Annotated in this window: 14 protein-coding genes; 13 read left to right on the forward strand and 1 reads right to left on the reverse strand. The window is 57.2% G+C overall.

The window, feature by feature from the left end; all coding sequences use genetic code 11:
• Window positions 1-120 precede the first annotated feature (120 nt).
• The 3 genes from OYW20_RS11080 to OYW20_RS11090 all read left to right on the forward strand — a co-directional run bounded on the left by OYW20_RS11080 (window position 121) and on the right by OYW20_RS11090 (window position 1,791).
• Complete coding sequence (locus OYW20_RS11080) at window positions 121-783, forward strand: translation initiation factor 2 (protein WP_268800715.1); 663 nt, start codon at window positions 121-123, stop codon at window positions 781-783.
• A gap of 91 nt (window positions 784-874) precedes the next feature.
• Window positions 875-1,135, forward strand: coding sequence for a YkgJ family cysteine cluster protein (locus OYW20_RS11085; RefSeq protein ID WP_268800716.1), 261 nt, complete (start codon window positions 875-877; stop codon window positions 1,133-1,135).
• 50 nt (window positions 1,136-1,185) lie between these two features.
• Complete coding sequence (locus OYW20_RS11090; protein ID WP_268800717.1) at window positions 1,186-1,791, forward strand: START domain-containing protein; 606 nt, start codon at window positions 1,186-1,188, stop codon at window positions 1,789-1,791.
• Window positions 1,792-1,871: 80 nt separating this feature from the next.
• On the opposite strand, the gene gltA is transcribed toward OYW20_RS11090, so the two are convergent.
• Window positions 1,872-3,161 (reverse strand): citrate synthase, encoded by a 1,290-nt coding sequence (gene gltA / locus OYW20_RS11095; protein WP_268800718.1) that lies wholly within the window; start codon window positions 3,159-3,161, stop codon window positions 1,872-1,874.
• Window positions 3,162-3,526: 365 nt separating this feature from the next.
• Here gltA and sdhC point away from each other — a divergent pair, with 365 nt between their 5' ends.
• The 10 genes from sdhC to brnQ all read left to right on the forward strand — a co-directional run bounded on the left by sdhC (window position 3,527) and on the right by brnQ (window position 16,734).
• Window positions 3,527-3,901, forward strand: coding sequence for a succinate dehydrogenase, cytochrome b556 subunit (sdhC, locus tag OYW20_RS11100; RefSeq protein WP_268800719.1), 375 nt, complete (start codon window positions 3,527-3,529; stop codon window positions 3,899-3,901).
• Window positions 3,895-4,263, forward strand: coding sequence for a succinate dehydrogenase, hydrophobic membrane anchor protein (gene sdhD / locus OYW20_RS11105; protein WP_268800720.1), 369 nt, complete (start codon window positions 3,895-3,897; stop codon window positions 4,261-4,263). The genes sdhC and sdhD overlap by 7 nt, the downstream gene beginning before the upstream one ends.
• A 3-nt stretch (window positions 4,264-4,266) precedes the next feature.
• Window positions 4,267-6,039: a succinate dehydrogenase flavoprotein subunit gene (gene sdhA / locus OYW20_RS11110; RefSeq protein WP_268800721.1), complete on the forward strand. Its 1,773-nt coding sequence runs from the start codon at window positions 4,267-4,269 to the stop codon at window positions 6,037-6,039.
• An 11-nt stretch (window positions 6,040-6,050) separates the two neighbouring features.
• Window positions 6,051-6,755, forward strand: coding sequence for a succinate dehydrogenase iron-sulfur subunit (locus tag OYW20_RS11115; protein WP_268800722.1), 705 nt, complete (start codon window positions 6,051-6,053; stop codon window positions 6,753-6,755).
• A 273-nt stretch (window positions 6,756-7,028) separates the two neighbouring features.
• Window positions 7,029-9,860 carry a 2-oxoglutarate dehydrogenase E1 component gene (locus OYW20_RS11120; RefSeq protein WP_268800723.1) on the forward strand — a complete coding sequence of 944 codons (2,832 nt, stop codon included), beginning with the start codon at window positions 7,029-7,031 and terminating at the stop codon, window positions 9,858-9,860.
• 41 nt (window positions 9,861-9,901) lie between these two features.
• Entirely contained in the window at window positions 9,902-11,146 is a 1,245-nt protein-coding gene (gene odhB, locus OYW20_RS11125) for a 2-oxoglutarate dehydrogenase complex dihydrolipoyllysine-residue succinyltransferase (protein WP_268800724.1), read from the forward strand.
• 172 nt (window positions 11,147-11,318) lie between these two features.
• On the forward strand, window positions 11,319-12,755 hold the full coding sequence (gene lpdA, locus OYW20_RS11130; protein WP_268800725.1) for a dihydrolipoyl dehydrogenase: 1,437 nt from the start codon (window positions 11,319-11,321) through the stop codon (window positions 12,753-12,755).
• Window positions 12,756-12,961: 206 nt separating this feature from the next.
• Window positions 12,962-14,128: an ADP-forming succinate--CoA ligase subunit beta gene (gene sucC / locus OYW20_RS11135; protein WP_268800726.1), complete on the forward strand. Its 1,167-nt coding sequence runs from the start codon at window positions 12,962-12,964 to the stop codon at window positions 14,126-14,128.
• The gene (sucD, locus tag OYW20_RS11140) at window positions 14,128-15,015 is read left to right on the forward strand and encodes a succinate--CoA ligase subunit alpha (RefSeq protein ID WP_265389343.1); all 888 of its coding nucleotides are present in this window, start codon (window positions 14,128-14,130) and stop codon (window positions 15,013-15,015) included. The genes sucC and sucD overlap by 1 nt, the downstream gene beginning before the upstream one ends.
• A 405-nt stretch (window positions 15,016-15,420) precedes the next feature.
• Window positions 15,421-16,734: a branched-chain amino acid transport system II carrier protein gene (gene brnQ / locus OYW20_RS11145; protein WP_268800727.1), complete on the forward strand. Its 1,314-nt coding sequence runs from the start codon at window positions 15,421-15,423 to the stop codon at window positions 16,732-16,734.
• Window positions 16,735-16,770 lie beyond the last annotated feature (36 nt).

Genomic DNA, 16,770 nt, shown 5'->3' on the forward strand with positions numbered 1-16,770 from the left:
AGATTGTTTATTGCACGGATGTCGACTTGCCGCGAAGGATGTATCGGGCCAGCATACGGCTTCTGCCATTTTTGCCGTTTTTGATCTATGAACTCATTTCGTAGTGCTGGATTACTGATTGTGTTGCTGCTGGCTGGGTGTGACGCTGACAAACAGCCGCCGCCTGCGCCCAAGGTCGCTGTGGAGGCCAAGGCTCATGCCGCCGCAGTTGCCAATACAAACAGTGCTCCTGAGACCAAGGCGGCTTCGGTTGCCGCCGCTAAAGTTCCAGAAGTTCCGGCCGCGCGAGCGTCTGTTGAGCCTGAAAAGAATAGCGCGCCGGTCCATGCCATGGCACCCAATGTTTCAGTAGTGCCGGTTGTTGCCGCCAGCAAGCCTGCCGAGCCCTCCAAGGCGTCTTCAGGCGCGGCCGCGAAGATTGCAGCGGGCAATGCCAGGTCAGCCAAGATCAGGGAGGACAACGCCGAGGTCGCGCATCGTCCGACGGTCGCGAGCAAAAGCAAACCACCCGCCCAAGTCTTCAAGGAAACGCGCCTGCCGAAGGCCTCTCTGGATCTCAGTCTGCCGCCAGAAATGGTCAAGCAGATGACTCCGCCAAGTAAGGTGATTACGGCTGCGCATCGTTCGAAAACGCTGCTGCCAAAGATGTTTCCCGACTCCCAAAGCGATCCCGACTTTCAACTCAACGGACGGCTTTTGAGTAATGAAATGCAGCTGCAACTGCGCAACGAATCACGGCGTGAGGTGGAAGGTGCTGCTGTGGATTTCACGTTTAAGCAGTGATCGATCTTAGGGATGTCCTTGTCACGTTTTCAAACAGCTGTTTTAGCGAGTAATATCCTTTCATCTCTCACCTTTCCAAGAGAAATCGTTCATGGAGTGCCGCCCGGGCTGCGGTGCGTGTTGCATCGCACCGTCTATTTCTTCGCCGATTCCGGGTATGCCTCAGGGCAAGCCTACAGGTGAACGCTGCCTGCACCTGTCGCTCGACATGCTCTGCGCCTTATTCGGTCAGGCTGGGCGGCCCGCCGTTTGCAGCCAGTTCAAGGCTGATCCCGAGGTGTGCGGCGATAATCAGGAAGAGGCGATCCGCTTGATTGGGTGGTGGGAGCAGGTCACGACAGTCGCTTGCTGAGTGTCCTGTCTGATCGACTCATCTGAACTTAAGACAATAAGGAATAAGACATGGGTTCGTTGCATCGGATTGCGTTGGGGCTGGGTTTCAGCATGGTGCTCGCGTCTGCGGCTCATGCCGAGGAGTGGCAGGTTGCGAAGGATGAAGACGGTATAAAAGTGTCGTTGAGTGAAGTTGCAGGCTCGAAATACAAAGCGTACCGCGGCGTCACGGTCATCAAGGCGAACATCGCTAAACTACGTGCCTTGCAGGAGGATGTTGCTGGAGCATGTGCCTGGATTCACGAATGTAAATTGCAGAAGGTGCTGAAAGTTGAAGGCGACAAAGCCTGGACTTACAGCCAGTTCAACACGCCTTGGCCGGTGACACCGCGTGATTCTGTGCTGCAGATCACCACGGTTCAGGGTGCCGACGGTACCTTGACCCGTAATCTTGAAGAGCAGCCCAAATACATACCCGAAGAAAAGGGTTTCGTGCGCGTGTCTCAAGTCGAAGGTTTCTGGAAGTTTGTGCCCAAGGGTGCGGGCGAAACCGAGGTTACCTACCAGGTGCATACTGAGCCTGGCGGCAGCGTTCCATCGTGGTTGGCAAATAAGTTTGTCGTTGATGCGCCTTTCAACACCTTGAAAGCGTTGAAGGCAAGGGCTGAACAGTAACCGACGGCGTTCCGAGCGGTACAGTTTTCACCATCCACAAAAAAGGCTGCCACTGGCAGCCTTTTTGTTTGGAGACTCGCTTACTTGCGGTCAGCCAGTGGCACGATGTCGCGAGACACTTCGCCGGTGTACAGCTGGCGTGGACGACCGATTTTGTAGGGGCTGGAGAGCATTTCTTTCCAGTGCGAGATCCAGCCGACAGTACGTGCCAGGGCGAAGATCACAGTGAACATGCTGGTCGGAATGCCGATCGCCTTGAGGATGATTCCCGAGTAGAAGTCGACGTTCGGGTACAGCGAGCGCTCAATGAAGTACGGATCGGTCAACGCGATCTCTTCGAGACGCATGGCCAGTTCCAACTGCGGATCATTGGTGATGCCCAGTTCACGCAGGACCTCATCGCAGGTCTGCTTCATGACCGTGGCGCGCGGGTCGCGGTTTTTGTAAACGCGGTGACCGAAGCCCATCAGCTTGAACGGATCGTTCTTGTCCTTGGCCTTGGCGATATAAGTGTCGATGTTCGAGACATCGCCAATCTCATCGAGCATGGTCAGTACAGCTTCGTTGGCGCCGCCGTGAGCGGGGCCCCAGAGTGCTGCGATGCCGGCCGCAATGCAGGCGAAAGGGTTCGCGCCCGAGGAGCCAGCCATGCGCACGGTGGATGTCGAGGCGTTCTGTTCGTGGTCGGCGTGGAGGATGAAGATCCGGTCCATTGCCTTGGCCAGCGTCGGGCTGATCGGTTTGATCTCGCACGGGGTGTTGAACATCATGTGCAGGAAGTTTTCAGCGTAGCTCAGGTCATTGCGCGGGTACATCATGGGTTGGCCCATGGAGTACTTGTAAACCATTGCGGCCAGGGTCGGCATCTTTGCGACCAGGCGGATCGCGGAGATTTCGCGGTGTTGCGGATTATTGATGTCCAGCGAGTCGTGATAGAACGCCGAGAGGGCACCCACCACGCCGCACATAACGGCCATCGGGTGCGCGTCACGACGAAAGCCGTTGAAGAAGGTCTTCAACTGCTCGTGCACCATCGTGTGGTTCTTCACGTTGATAACGAATTGGGCTTTTTGCTCGGCGTTCGGCAATTCGCCATTGAGCAGCAGATAGCAGGTTTCCAGATAATCGGATTGCTCGGCCAATTGCTCGATCGGGTAGCCGCGGTGCAACAAAATGCCGTTGTCACCGTCGATGTACGTAATCTTGGATTCGCATGAGGCGGTGGACATGAAGCCTGGGTCGAATGTGAAGCGTCCGGTGGCGGTCAGCCCGCGTACGTCGATTACATCGGGACCAACTGTGCCGGTCAGAATGGGCAGCTCGACGGGGGCTGCGCCCTCGATGATCAACTGCGCTTTTTTGTCAGCCATGTGGCCTCCTATTTATGCTTCAAATCATCAGACAGACCCCCCACGCAGGGCCCGCACCACTATAGTGAGATAAATTGTAAAGTCAATTTGCCTAAAGTCCCGTCGCAGAAGGGTTTGAGCTATGCTTTTTCCTCGAATTTCCCTGCCGTCTACGCCTTTTATCCAGCTAAAGCAATCCGCTGTCAGGTGGGGGGCTGCGCGTTGTCATTAGTAACCTAACTGTCTATACTCTGAGTCCGACCCCCAAGGGCTTTCAGACCCGTTTTTCTGGGGGTCGTCACTCTATGGGTGGTGGGTACCTGACCAGTGCACTTCCCAACAACTTTGCCCTGATTGTGAGGGGCTCTTTAGTGTGAAAAAAAGCCGTGAATAGCCAACGACCTGTAAACCTAGACCTAAGGACCATCAAACTCCCAGTCACTGCTTACACGTCCATTCTTCACCGTATTTCCGGAGTCATCCTCTTTGTCGGCGTCGCCATCATGCTTTATGCACTGGACGTATCGCTGGGCTCGGAAGAGGGCTTCGGTCAGGTGAAAGCATGGCTGACCAGTCCGCTGGCCAAGCTCGTGATCTGGGCCCTGCTGTCTGCCCTGCTGTATCACCTTGTAGCAGGCATTCGTCACTTGATCATGGACGCGGGCATTGGCGAGACGCTGGAAGGCGGCAAGCTGGGCTCCAAAATCGTTATCGCCGTCTCATTGGTGGTAATCGTTCTGGCAGGAGTATGGATATGGTAACCAACGTCACTAACCTGTCGCGTTCGGGCCTTTATGACTGGATGGCGCAGCGCGTATCTGCGGTCGTGCTCGCGGCCTATTTCATTTTCCTGATCGGATACCTCGTTGCACACCCGGGCATTGATTACGCCCACTGGCACGCCCTGTTCTCCAGCAACTGGATGCGTATCTTCAGTGTGCTGGCCCTTGTTGCTCTCGGCGCTCACGCCTGGGTCGGCATGTGGACCATTGCGACTGACTACCTGACGCCGATGGCGCTGGGCAAGTCCGCAACTGCCGTGCGTTTTCTTTTTCAGGCTGTATGCGGCGTTACGATGTTCGCGTACTTCGTCTGGGGTGTGCAGATTCTTTGGGGTATCTGATTCATGGCTAACATTAATACGCTTTCATTCGACGCGATTATCATTGGCGGCGGTGGTGCGGGCATGCGCGCCGCACTGCAGCTGGCTCAGGGCGGCCACAAGACTGCCGTAGTCACCAAGGTGTTTCCGACCCGCTCGCACACCGTGTCCGCGCAGGGTGGCATCACTTGCGCAATCGCTTCTGCCGATCCAAACGATGATTGGCGCTGGCATATGTACGACACCGTCAAGGGCTCCGATTACATCGGCGATCAGGACGCTATCGAGTACATGTGTTCCGTAGGGCCGGAAGCGGTGTTCGAGCTTGAGCACATGGGTCTGCCGTTCTCGCGCACCGAGCAAGGCCGCATCTATCAGCGTCCGTTCGGCGGTCAGTCGAAAGACTTCGGCAAGGGCGGTCAGGCCGCGCGTACATGCGCTGCTGCCGACCGTACCGGTCATGCTCTGTTGCACACGCTGTACCAGGCCAACCTCAAAGCCGGCACTGTTTTTCTCAACGAGTACTACGCGGTCGATCTGGTCAAGAACCAGGACGGCGCATTCGTCGGGATCATTGCAATCTGCATCGAAACGGGCGAGACCTCCTACATTCGCGCTAATGCAACGGTACTGGCAACCGGTGGCGCTGGCCGTATCTACTCCTCTACTACCAATGCTCTGATCAACACCGGCGACGGCGTTGGCATGGCGCTGCGCGCAGGTGTTCCGGTTCAGGACATCGAGATGTGGCAATTCCACCCGACCGGCATCGCCGGCGCAGGTGTACTGGTCACAGAAGGTTGCCGTGGTGAAGGCGGCTATCTGATCAACAAGCACGGCGAGCGTTTCATGGAGCGTTACGCTCCGAACGCGAAAGACCTTGCCGGTCGCGATGTGGTAGCGCGTTCGATGGTCAAAGAGATCATTGCCGGTAACGGCTGTGGCCCCGATGGCGATCACGTAATGCTCAAGCTCGACCACCTTGGCGAGGAAGTGCTTCACAGTCGCCTCCCGGGGATCATGGAGCTGTCCAAGACATTCGCTCACGTCGATCCGGCCGTTGCGCCGATCCCTGTCGTTCCGACCTGCCACTACATGATGGGCGGCGTCGCCACCAACATCCATGGTCAGGCTATCACTCAGGACGCCGCGGGCGTCGACGCCATTATCCCTGGCCTGTTTGCGGTTGGTGAAGTGGCCTGCGTATCGGTTCACGGCGCCAACCGTCTGGGCGGTAACTCGTTGCTCGACCTGGTGGTCTTTGGTCGTGCCGCCGGTCTGCATCTGGAGCAGGCACTCAACGAAGGTATCGACTACCGTCGCGCCTCCGAAACCGACATCGACGTTGCGCTGGCCCGCCTCAGCAGCCTGAACAACCGTACCGATGGCGAAGACGTTGCGACCCTGCGCAAAGAGTTGCAGAGCTGCATGCAGAACTACTTCGGTGTATTCCGCACAGGCGAATACATGCAGAAGGGTATCGCCCAGCTCGACGACCTGCGTCAGCGTATCGCCAACGTCAAGATCAACGACAAGAGCCAGGCGTTCAACACTGCCCGGATCGAAGCGCTTGAACTGCAAAACCTGCTGGAAGTGGCGGAAGCCACAGCTATCGCCGCAGAAAATCGCAAGGAATCCCGTGGCGCTCATGCCCGTGAAGACTTCGAGGACCGTGACGACGTGAACTGGCTCTGCCACACCCTTTATTTCCCGGGTGACAAGCGTGTAGCCAAGCGTGCTGTGAACTTCTCACCGAAGACTGTTCCGACTTTCGAACCCATGATTCGTACTTACTAAGGGTGGCCGATATGTTGCAAGTCAGTGTTTATCGCTACAACCCGGATCAAGACGCTGCGCCGTTCATGCAGGAGTTTCAGGTCAATACCAACGGTAAAGACCTGATGGTGCTGGATGTGCTTGCGCTGATCAAAGAGCAGGACGAGGGCTTCTCCTATCGTCGCTCTTGCCGTGAGGGTGTTTGCGGCTCCGATGGCATGAACATCAACGGTAAAAACGGCCTGGCGTGCATCACGCCTCTCTCGGCTGTGATCAAAGGCAACAAGCTGGTGGTTCGTCCGCTGCCTGGCTTGCCGGTCATCCGTGACCTGGTCGTCGATATGAGCATCTTCTACAAGCAGTACGAGAAGGTGAAGCCGTTCCTGTTGAACGATACGCCGGCTCCGGCCATTGAGCGTCTTCAGTCTCCGGAAGAGCGTGAAAAGCTGGACGGCCTGTACGAGTGCATCCTGTGCGCTTGCTGCTCTACGTCGTGCCCGTCCTTCTGGTGGAACCCCGACAAGTTCCTCGGTCCGGCCGCGCTGTTGCAGGCGTACCGTTTCCTGGCAGACAGCCGTGATACCAAAACCGCAGAGCGCCTTGCATCACTGGATGATCCGTTCAGCGTATTCCGCTGCCGCGGGATCATGAACTGCGTGAACGTTTGCCCTAAAGGCCTCAACCCGACAAAGGCAATCGGTCACGTTCGCAGCATGCTGCTGTCCAACGGCGTCTGAGTTCGTTACACCCGTACATAGATGTATCTGCAAACGCTTTACCCGTAACCGCTGCGGCGCAGGCTTCAACCGGCGCCGTAGTTTTAACCTGAGCAGCAGCTGCTGTGGCTGCGGCTCTTATTTTGAAGAAATGAGACCAGCAGGGGCATCCGGGCTGGTACCCGGACTATCTGCGTGATCCCTGGTGGCTTGTTACAGTCGCTGCAAATGGACTATTTCAAGCTCGCTGCGGTTTCGTCGCCGGTGGTGTCCCCTTACCGAGGGTGACCAAGCATGCAAGAAAGCGTGATGCAGCGCATGTGGAACAGTGCCCACCTATCCGGTGGTAACGCTGCCTATGTGGAAGAGCTTTATGAGCTCTACCTGCACGACCCTAACGCTGTGCCAGAAGAGTGGCGCACCTACTTTCAGAAGCTGCCAGCTGACGGCAGCACTGCCACCGATGTATCGCATTCGACGATTCGCGATCATTTCGTGTTGCTGGGTAAAAACCAGCGCCGCGCTCAACCGGTATCTGCCGGCAGCGTGAGCAGCGAGCACGAGAAGAAGCAAGTTGAAGTACTGCGGCTTATCCAGGCGTTCCGTATGCGCGGCCATCAGGGTGCGCAACTCGATCCTCTGGGTTTGTGGAAGCGCACTGCGCCAGCTGACCTGTCGATCAACCACTACGGTTTGACCGACGCTGACCTCGACACCACATTCCGTGCCGGCGACCTGTATATCGGCAAGGAGGAAGCGAGCCTACGCGAAATCGTTGACGCCTTGCAGAAGACATATTGCCGCACCATCGGTGCCGAGTTTACGCATATCGTCGATTCCACCCAGCGCAACTGGTTTATGCAGCGCCTCGAAAGCGTGCGCGGTCGTCCAGCATTCTCCGCCGACATTCAGAGCCATCTGCTCGAGCGCGTCACCGCGGCTGAGGGTCTGGAAAAATACCTGGGCACCAAATACCCCGGCACCAAGCGTTTTGGTCTGGAAGGCGGCGAGAGCCTCATTCCTATGCTCGATGAATTGATTCAGCGTTCCGGCTCGTACGGGACCAAGGAAATCGTCATCGGCATGGCTCACCGTGGCCGCCTCAACGTTTTGGTCAATACCTTCGGTAAAAACCCTCGTGAGTTGTTCGACGAGTTCGAAGGCAAGAAAAAGGTCGAGCTAGGTTCCGGTGACGTCAAATACCACCAGGGCTTCTCCTCGAACGTGATGACAACGGGTGGCGAAGTTCACTTGGCGATGGCTTTCAACCCGTCTCACCTGGAGATTGTTTCTCCGGTGGTAGAAGGGTCGGTCCGCGCACGCCAGGATCGTCGCAACGATGTCACCGGTGAAAAAGTACTGCCTATCTCGCTGCACGGCGATGCCGCGTTCGCAGGTCAGGGCGTTGTGCTTGAAACCTTCCAGATGTCGCAGACTCGCGGCTTCAAGACCGGTGGCACGATTCACATCGTGATCAACAACCAGGTTGGTTTCACCATCAGCAACCAGGAAGACTCGCGTTCTACCGAGTACGCGACCGACGTTGCAAAGATGATCCAGGCGCCAATCCTTCACGTGAATGGCGATGACCCAGAAGCGGTTGTGTTCGTCACTCAGTTGGCCATCGACTACCGCATGCAGTTCAAGCGTGACGTTGTGATCGACCTCGTTTGCTACCGCCGTCGCGGTCATAACGAAGCTGACGAACCAAGCGGCACCCAGCCGTTGATGTACCAGCAGATCGCCAAGCAGCGCACCACACGTGAGCTGTACGCCGAGTTTCTGGCCAACGCCGGCATTCTCGATGCCGCAGCTGCACAAGCCAAAGTCGACGAGTACCGCAACGCGCTCGACAATGGCATGCACGTCGTCAAAAGTCTGGTTAAAGAGCCCAACAAAGAGCTGTTCGTCGACTGGCGTCCTTATCTGGGCCACGCCTGGACTGCGCGTCACGACACAAGCTTTGACCTCAAGACCCTGCAGGAGCTGTCAGCCAAGCTGATGGAATTGCCAGAAGGTTTTGTAGTTCAGCGTCAGGTTCAGAAGATCTACGAAGACCGTCAGAAAATGCAACAGGGCGGCCTGCCGATCAACTGGGGTTACGCTGAAACCATGGCGTACGCGACCTTGGCGTTCGAAGGCCACCAGGTGCGTCTCACGGGTCAGGACGTTGGTCGTGGCACGTTCTCGCACCGTCACGCCGTGCTGCACAACCAGAAGGATGCAAGTACTTACATCCCTCTGCAGAACCTGTATTCCGGTCAGCCGCGCTTCGATTTGTACGATTCCTTCCTGTCGGAAGAAGCCGTGCTGGCGTTCGAATACGGCTATTCGACCACTCAGCCAAGCGCGCTGGTCATCTGGGAAGCCCAGTTCGGTGACTTCGCCAACGGCGCTCAGGTTGTGATCGACCAGTTCATCACCAGTGGCGAACACAAGTGGGGCCGTTTGTGCGGTCTGACCATGTTGCTGCCGCACGGTTATGAAGGGCAGGGGCCGGAGCACTCCTCTGCACGGCTTGAGCGTTACTTGCAGGGCTGCGCCGAGCACAACATTCAGGTTTGCGTACCCACCACTCCGGCTCAGATCTACCATTTGCTGCGCCGTCAAGTGATCCGTCCGCTGCGTAAGCCGTTGATCGTGCTGACGCCCAAGTCGCTGCTGCGCCACAAGCTGGCCATCTCGACGCTTGAAGACCTGGCTCACGGCTCCTTCCAGACGGTCATTCCGGAAATCGATACCCTTGATGCCGCCAAAGTGACCCGTCTTGTGATGTGCAGTGGCAAGGTTTACTACGACCTTCTGGAAAAACGTCGTGCCGAAGGCCGTGAAGATATCGCCGTCGTGCGTATCGAACAACTCTACCCGTTCCCGGAAGACGACCTGATGGACGCGATTGCGTCGTACACCAATCTGACGAATGTCGTCTGGTGTCAGGAAGAACCGATGAACCAGGGCGCCTGGTACAGCAGTCAGCATCACTTGCGCCGTAGCATCGGCAACCACAATCGCAATCTCGTGCTCGAGTATGCCGGTCGTGACGCCTCTGCTGCCCCTGCTTGTGGTTACGCATCGATGCACGCCGAGCAGCAGGAAAAACTGCTGAAAGACGCGTTTACTGTTTAACGCTTTCGCGCATTTGAAACCGAATTAAGGAATTTTGAACAATGGCTATTGAGATCAAAGCCCCGTCTTTCCCGGAATCTGTTGCCGACGGCACCATTTCCAAATGGCACAAGCAGCCGGGCGAAGCGGTAAAACGTGATGAGCTGCTGGTCGACATCGAGACTGACAAAGTGGTCCTCGAAGTTCTGGCCGAAGCCGACGGCGTACTGGCATCGATCGTAAAAGGCGAGGGCGAAACCGTTCTCTCCAATGAACTGATTGCAACCCTGGACGCGGGCGGCACTGCGTCGGCCGCTCCGGCTGCCGCTGCCGCTGCCGCTGCGGCACCTGCGGCTTCGGCGCCTGCTGCTTCCCCAGTTCAGGCTGCTTCCGCTACTGATGATGACGCCATCGGCGGTCCGGCTGCTCGCAAGCTGGCCGAAGAAAACGGCATCAACCTGGCCAGCGTGAAAGGCACCGGCAAAGACGGTCGCGTCACCAAGGAAGACATTGTCGCCGCGGTTGAAGCGAAGAAATCTGCACCCGCCGCTGCACCGGCCGCCAAGCCTGCTGCCGCTGCTGCTCCGGTTGTTGCTGCTGGCGAGCGCACCGAGAAGCGGGTACCGATGACCCGCGTACGTGCCACCGTTGCCAAGCGTCTGGTTGAAGCACAGTCGAACATGGCGATGCTGACGACTTTCAACGAAGTCGACATGACTGAAGTCATGGCACTGCGTTCGAAGTACAAGGACCTGTTCGAGAAGTCCCACAACGGTGTTCGTCTTGGCTTCATGTCTTTCTTCGTCAAGGCCGCCACCGAGGCGTTGAAGCGCTTCCCGGCTGTCAACGCATCGATCGACGGTTCCGACATCGTCTACCACGGTTATGCCGACGTCGGTGTTGCGGTATCCAGCGATCGTGGACTGGTAGTGCCGGTTCTGCGTAACGCCGAGCAGATGAGCCTGGCTGAAATCGAAGGCGGGATCGCGGCCTACGGCAAGAAAGCCCGTGACGGCAAGCTGTCCATCGACGAGATGACCGGTGGCACGTTCACCATCACTAACGGTGGTACCTTCGGTTCGATGATGTCGACCCCGATCGTTAACCCGCCACAAGCGGCCATTCTGGGTATGCACAACATTCTGCAGCGTCCGATGGCGATCAACGGCCAGGTTGTGATTCGTCCGATGATGTACCTGGCTCTGTCCTACGATCACCGTTTGATCGACGGTAAAGAAGCCGTGACGTTCCTGGTGACCATCAAGAACCTGCTGGAAGATCCGGCTCGTCTGTTGCTGGACATCTGATTCAAGGGCAGCTGCAAGCCGCGAGCGCCAAGCTGCAAGTAAAAGCAGCCTGGCGCCGGTGCTTGGGCCGTCGCAACATCCTAATGAGCAGGCTGCAACTCGTCTGTAAAGCATCACGGATCAGCTTGCAGCTTGTGGCTTGAAGCTCGCAGCTAAAGAGGAACTCTTTGTTATGTCCCAGAAATTCGACGTGGTAGTGATTGGCGCAGGCCCTGGCGGTTATGTTGCCGCTATCAAAGCTGCGCAACTTGGTCTCAAGACTGCCTGCATCGAGAAATATCAGGACAAGGAGGGCAAACTGGCCCTGGGCGGTACTTGCCTGAACGTCGGCTGCATTCCATCCAAGGCGCTGCTGGACAGCTCCTGGAAATTCTACGAAGCCAAAAACGGCTTTGCTGTTCACGGTATTTCCACTTCTGAACTGAAGATGGACATCGCCGCCATGATTGGCCGCAAGGCGCAGATCGTCAAAGGCCTGACCGGCGGCGTTGCCAGCCTGTTCAAAGCTAACGGCGTGACCTCGCTGCAAGGCCACGGCAAGCTGCTGGCTGGAAAGAAAGTCGAGCTGACCGGCGTTGATGGCACTGTTGAGATCATTGAGGCCGATCACGTGATCCTGGCTTCCGGCTCGCGTCCTATCGACATTCCGCCTGCTCCGGTCGACCAGAAAACCATCGTTGATTCTACAGGCGCGCTGGAATTCCCGGCCGTGCCTGAGCGCCTGTGCGTGATCGGTGCCGGTGTGATCGGTCTGGAGCTTGGTTCGGTCTGGGCTCGTCTGGGCTCTAAGGTTACCGTTCTGGAAGCGCTGGAGAAGTTCCTGCCTGCTGCTGATGAAGCCGTTGCCAAAGAAGCGCACAAGACCTTCGCCAAGCAAGGTCTGGACATCAAACTGGGCGCTCGCGTTACCGGTTCCAAAGTCAACGGTGACGAAGTCGTCGTGACTTACACCGACAAGGATGGCGAGCAGAACATCACGTTTGATCGCGTCATCGTGGCCGTTGGCCGTCGTCCTGTGACCACCGATCTGCTGGCTTCGGACAGCGGCGTGGACATCGACGAGCGCGGCTTTATCTTCGTTAATGATCAATGCGAAACCAGCGTGCCGGGTGTCTACGCCATTGGCGACGTGGTGCGCGGTCTGATGCTGGCGCACAAGGCATCTGAAGAAGGCATCATGGTTGTCGAGCGCATCAAGGGTCACAAGACCCAGTTGAACTACGACCTGGTCCCTTCGGTTATTTACACCCACCCGGAAATCGCATGGGTTGGCAAAACCGAGCAGACCTTGAAGGCCGAAGGCGTTGAAGTTAATGTCGGCAGCTTCCCGTTCGCGGCAAGTGGCCGTGCAATGGCTGCAAATGACACAGGCGGTTTCGTCAAAGTCATCGCTGATGCCAAGACAGATCGCGTACTGGGTGTTCACGTGATTGGTCCGGGCGCAGCAGAACTGGTTCAGCAAGGCGCGATCGGTATGGAGTTCGGCACCAGTGCCGAAGACATCGGCATGATGGTCTTCTCCCACCCGACGTTGTCCGAAGCGTTGCACGAAGCAGCTCTGGCAGTGAATGGCGGCGCCATCCACATCCAGAACAAGAAAAAACGCTAAGACAAAAAGAAACCACAACGGGCGGCCCGTCGTGAGCCTTGCAAGCAGGGTTCACCGCGGAAAGTCCGTTGGACTCGACCCTTCGGCACGCTGCAGAACGCAAAGCTGCGATCGGCAGTGTAGTCGAGAGTAGCGGTCACAGGTGGTGCGGCACGTTTCGACGCGCAGCACCGAATGCGCAGTACCTAACGAAGACGGTAATAAGCATGAATCTTCACGAGTATCAGGGTAAGCAGCTGTTCGCTGAGTACGGCCTGCCAGTATCCAAAGGCTACGCAGTCGACACCCCGGAAGCAGCAGCAGACGCTTGCGACAAGATTGGCGGCACCGAATGGGTCGTCAAGGCACAGGTTCACGCCGGTGGCCGCGGTAAAGCGGGCGGCGTTAAGCTGGTTCGCAGCAAAGAAGACGCAGCTGCGTTCGCACAGCAGTGGCTGGGCAAGCGTCTGGTGACTTACCAGACTGACGCCGCCGGTCAACCCGTCACCAAGATCCTGGTTGAATCCTGCACTGACATCGCCAAAGAGCTGTACCTGGGCGCTGTAGTCGATCGTTCTAGCCGTCGTATCGTTTTCATGGCTTCCACCGAAGGTGGCGTGGACATCGAGAAGATCGCTCACGACACTCCTGAGAAGATTCTCAAGGCTACTATCGATCCACTGGTTGGCGCTCAGCCATTCCAGGGTCGCGATCTGGCTTTCCAGCTGGGTCTGGAAGGCAAGCAGGTCACTCAGTTCGCCAAGATCTTCACCGGTCTGGCCAAACTGTTCCAGGACCATGACCTGGCTCTGCTGGAAGTGAACCCGCTGGTTATCAAGGCTGATGGCGATCTGCATTGCCTCGACGCCAAGATCAACATCGATGCCAACGCTATGTACCGTCAGCCAAAGCTGAAGGCTTTCCACGACCCATCGCAAGATGACCCGCGTGAAGCCCATGCTGCCAAGTTCGAACTGAACTACGTGGCACTGGAAGGCAACATCGGCTGCATGGTCAACGGTGCTGGCCTGGCCATGGGTACCATGGATATCGTCAATCTGCACGGTGGCAAACCGGCCAACTTCCTCGACGTTGGCGGTGGCGCTACCAAAGAACGCGTTACCGAAGCGTTCAAGATCATCCTGTCCGACAGCAATGTTGCAGCCGTTCTGGTCAACATCTTCGGCGGTATCGTTCGTTGCGACATGATTGCTGAAGGCATCATCGGCGCAGTGAAAGAAGTAGGTGTTAAAATCCCGGTCGTTGTGCGTCTTGAAGGCAACAACGCTGAGCTGGGCGCTAAAGTACTGGCAGAAAGCGGCTTGAACATCATCGCAGCTACCAGCCTGACCGACGCTGCTCAACAAGTCGTCAAAGCTGCGGAGGGCAAATAATGAGCGTCCTGATCAACAAAGACACCAAAGTTATCTGCCAGGGTTTCACTGGTTCGCAAGGTACTTTCCACTCCGAGCAAGCCATTGCCTACGGCACTAAGATGGTTGGCGGCGTGACTCCAGGCAAAGGCGGCACCACGCACCTGAACCTGCCAGTGTTCAACACTGTGAGCGAAGCTGTTGAAAAGACCGGCGCAACTGCTTCGGTTATCTACGTTCCTGCTCCTTTCTGCAAAGACTCGATCCTGGAAGCAGCATTCGCCGGCATCAAGCTGATCGTCTGCATCACTGAAGGCATTCCTACCCTGGATATGCTGGATGCCAAGGTCAAGTGCGACGAGCTGGGTGTTGTCCTGATCGGGCCTAACTGCCCAGGCGTGATCACACCGGGCGAATGCAAGATCGGCATCATGCCAGGTCACATTCACTTGCCAGGCAAAGTCGGTATCGTGTCGCGTTCCGGCACCCTGACTTACGAAGCTGTGAAGCAGACCACTGACGCCGGTTTCGGTCAGTCTACTTGCGTTGGTATCGGTGGTGACCCGATTCCAGGCTCGAACTTCATCGACATCCTGAAGCTGTTCCAGGAAGACCCGAAGACCGAAGCGATCGTCATGATCGGCGAGATCGGCGGTTCGGCTGAAGAAGAAGCGGCTGCCTACATCAAGGCACACGTGACCAAGCCGGTTGTTTCCTACATTGCTGGTGTGACTGCCCCTGCGGGCAAACGCATGGGCCATGCTGGCGCAATCATCTCTGGTGGCAAAGGTACTGCAGACGAGAAGTTCGCAGCACTGGAAGACGCAGGCGTTAAAACCGTGCGTTCGCTGGCAGACATCGGCAAAGCTTTGGCTGAGCTGACTGGTTGGGAAGTGAAGAAGGCTTAATCGCCCTCTGAACACTGCTTGATCGACAGAAGCCACCTTCGGGTGGCTTTTGTGTTTCTGATGCGCTGGCTTCGCGGTCATCCCCGCTCCCATATATATTTAGGAGCGAACTTGTTCGCGAAGCAATCGATCTGGCGCTGCGAACTGCCCCTCGCCAACAAGTTAGCTCCTACAGGCCGCGGTAGATTTGTAGGAGATGTCCGAGATGCGACGCGAACGTGCAGGCATCGGTCGTCACGCCCTGTATCGGTGCGGAAAATAAGGTAGGCTAGCCGCCATTTTGCAACGCCTGTCCCACAAGGACCCGTATTGCGCGACGGGCCGCTCCTAAAAGGACCGGCAGCATTTCCCCCATCCTCAGGGAAATCCTCCTCTTAATTCCGATTCAGCAGTGTGGTTTCTTTGATGAAAGTTTTGAAAGGTCAGGACATCCTGGCATTAGGTTTCATGACATTCGCCTTGTTCGTGGGCGCCGGCAACATCATATTTCCCCCTATCGTTGGCTTGCAGGCCGGACCGCACGTGTGGATGGCGGCGTTGGGCTTTCTGGTGACAGCGGTGGGCCTGCCGGTAGTGACGGTCATCGCACTGGCCAAGGTCGGTGGCGCAATGGACGCGCTGAGCAGTCCGATTGGCAAGGTAGCGGGTGGTGTGCTCGCAGCCGTTGCCTATCTGGCGGTCGGGCCGTTGTTCGCGACGCCGCGCACGGCGACCGTTTCTTTTGAAGTTGGACTGGCGCCGCTGACCGGTGAAAGCCCGCTGGCTCTGTTTCTCTACAGCCTGGTTTATTTTTTATTGGTGTTCTGGGTGTCGCTGTATCCAGGTCGTCTTCTGGATACGGTAGGGCGTTTCCTCGCACCTCTGAAGATAATTGCACTGGCAGTCCTTGGTATCGCGGCGTTCGCATTGCCGGCGGGTGACATTGGCTCCGCCGAGCCTGCCTATATGTCCGCGCCGTTCTCGCAAGGGTTCATCAACGGCTACCTGACCATGGACACCTTGGGCGCTCTTGTTTTCGGCATCGTTATCGTCAATGCGATCCGTTCACGCGGTGTCGACTCACCTCGTTTGATCACGCGTTACGCGATCATTGCCGGACTCATCGCTGGCGTGGGGCTGGCGCTGGTGTACATCAGTCTGTTTCGCCTGGGTGCCGGTAGTCACGCGGTTGCCGCCGGTGCAAGCAATGGCGCTGCAGTCCTGCATGCTTACGTGCAACACACCTTCGGGTCACTGGGCAGTGGTTTTCTCGCCGTTTTGATTTCGCTGGCCTGTCTGGTCACTGCGGTCGGGCTCACCTGCGCCTGTGCTGAATACTTCAGCCGCGTGCTCCCCTTGTCCTATAAGACCCTGGTGATCATGCTGGCAGCGTTCTCGCTGCTCGTTTCCAACCTGGGGTTGACCAACCTTATCCAGTTTTCCATCCCGGTCCTGACCGCCATCTATCCGCCGTGCATCGCCCTGGTAGCGCTGAGCTTCTGCAAGGATTTCTGGCATGAGCAGAGCCGCATCGTTGCACCGGTCATGCTGGTTTCCCTGATCTTCGGGATGGTCGACGCGTTCAAGGGCGCAGGTTTCAGCGATTACCTGCCAGCGATGTTCGTGCATCTGCCGCTAAGCGACCAAGGGCTGGCGTGGCTGGTGCCGGCGTTGATTACCCTGTTTGCTGCGATTGTCGTGGATCGGGTGCTGGGAAAGCGCAACGGGGCGTTGGCCTGAGGGGAGGGCGAGGGTAAACAGCGCTCGCCACTTGCC

The sequence above is a fragment of the Pseudomonas sp. BSw22131 genome (assembly GCF_026810445.1).
GTDB classification, from domain to species: domain Bacteria; phylum Pseudomonadota; class Gammaproteobacteria; order Pseudomonadales; family Pseudomonadaceae; genus Aquipseudomonas; species Aquipseudomonas huanghezhanensis.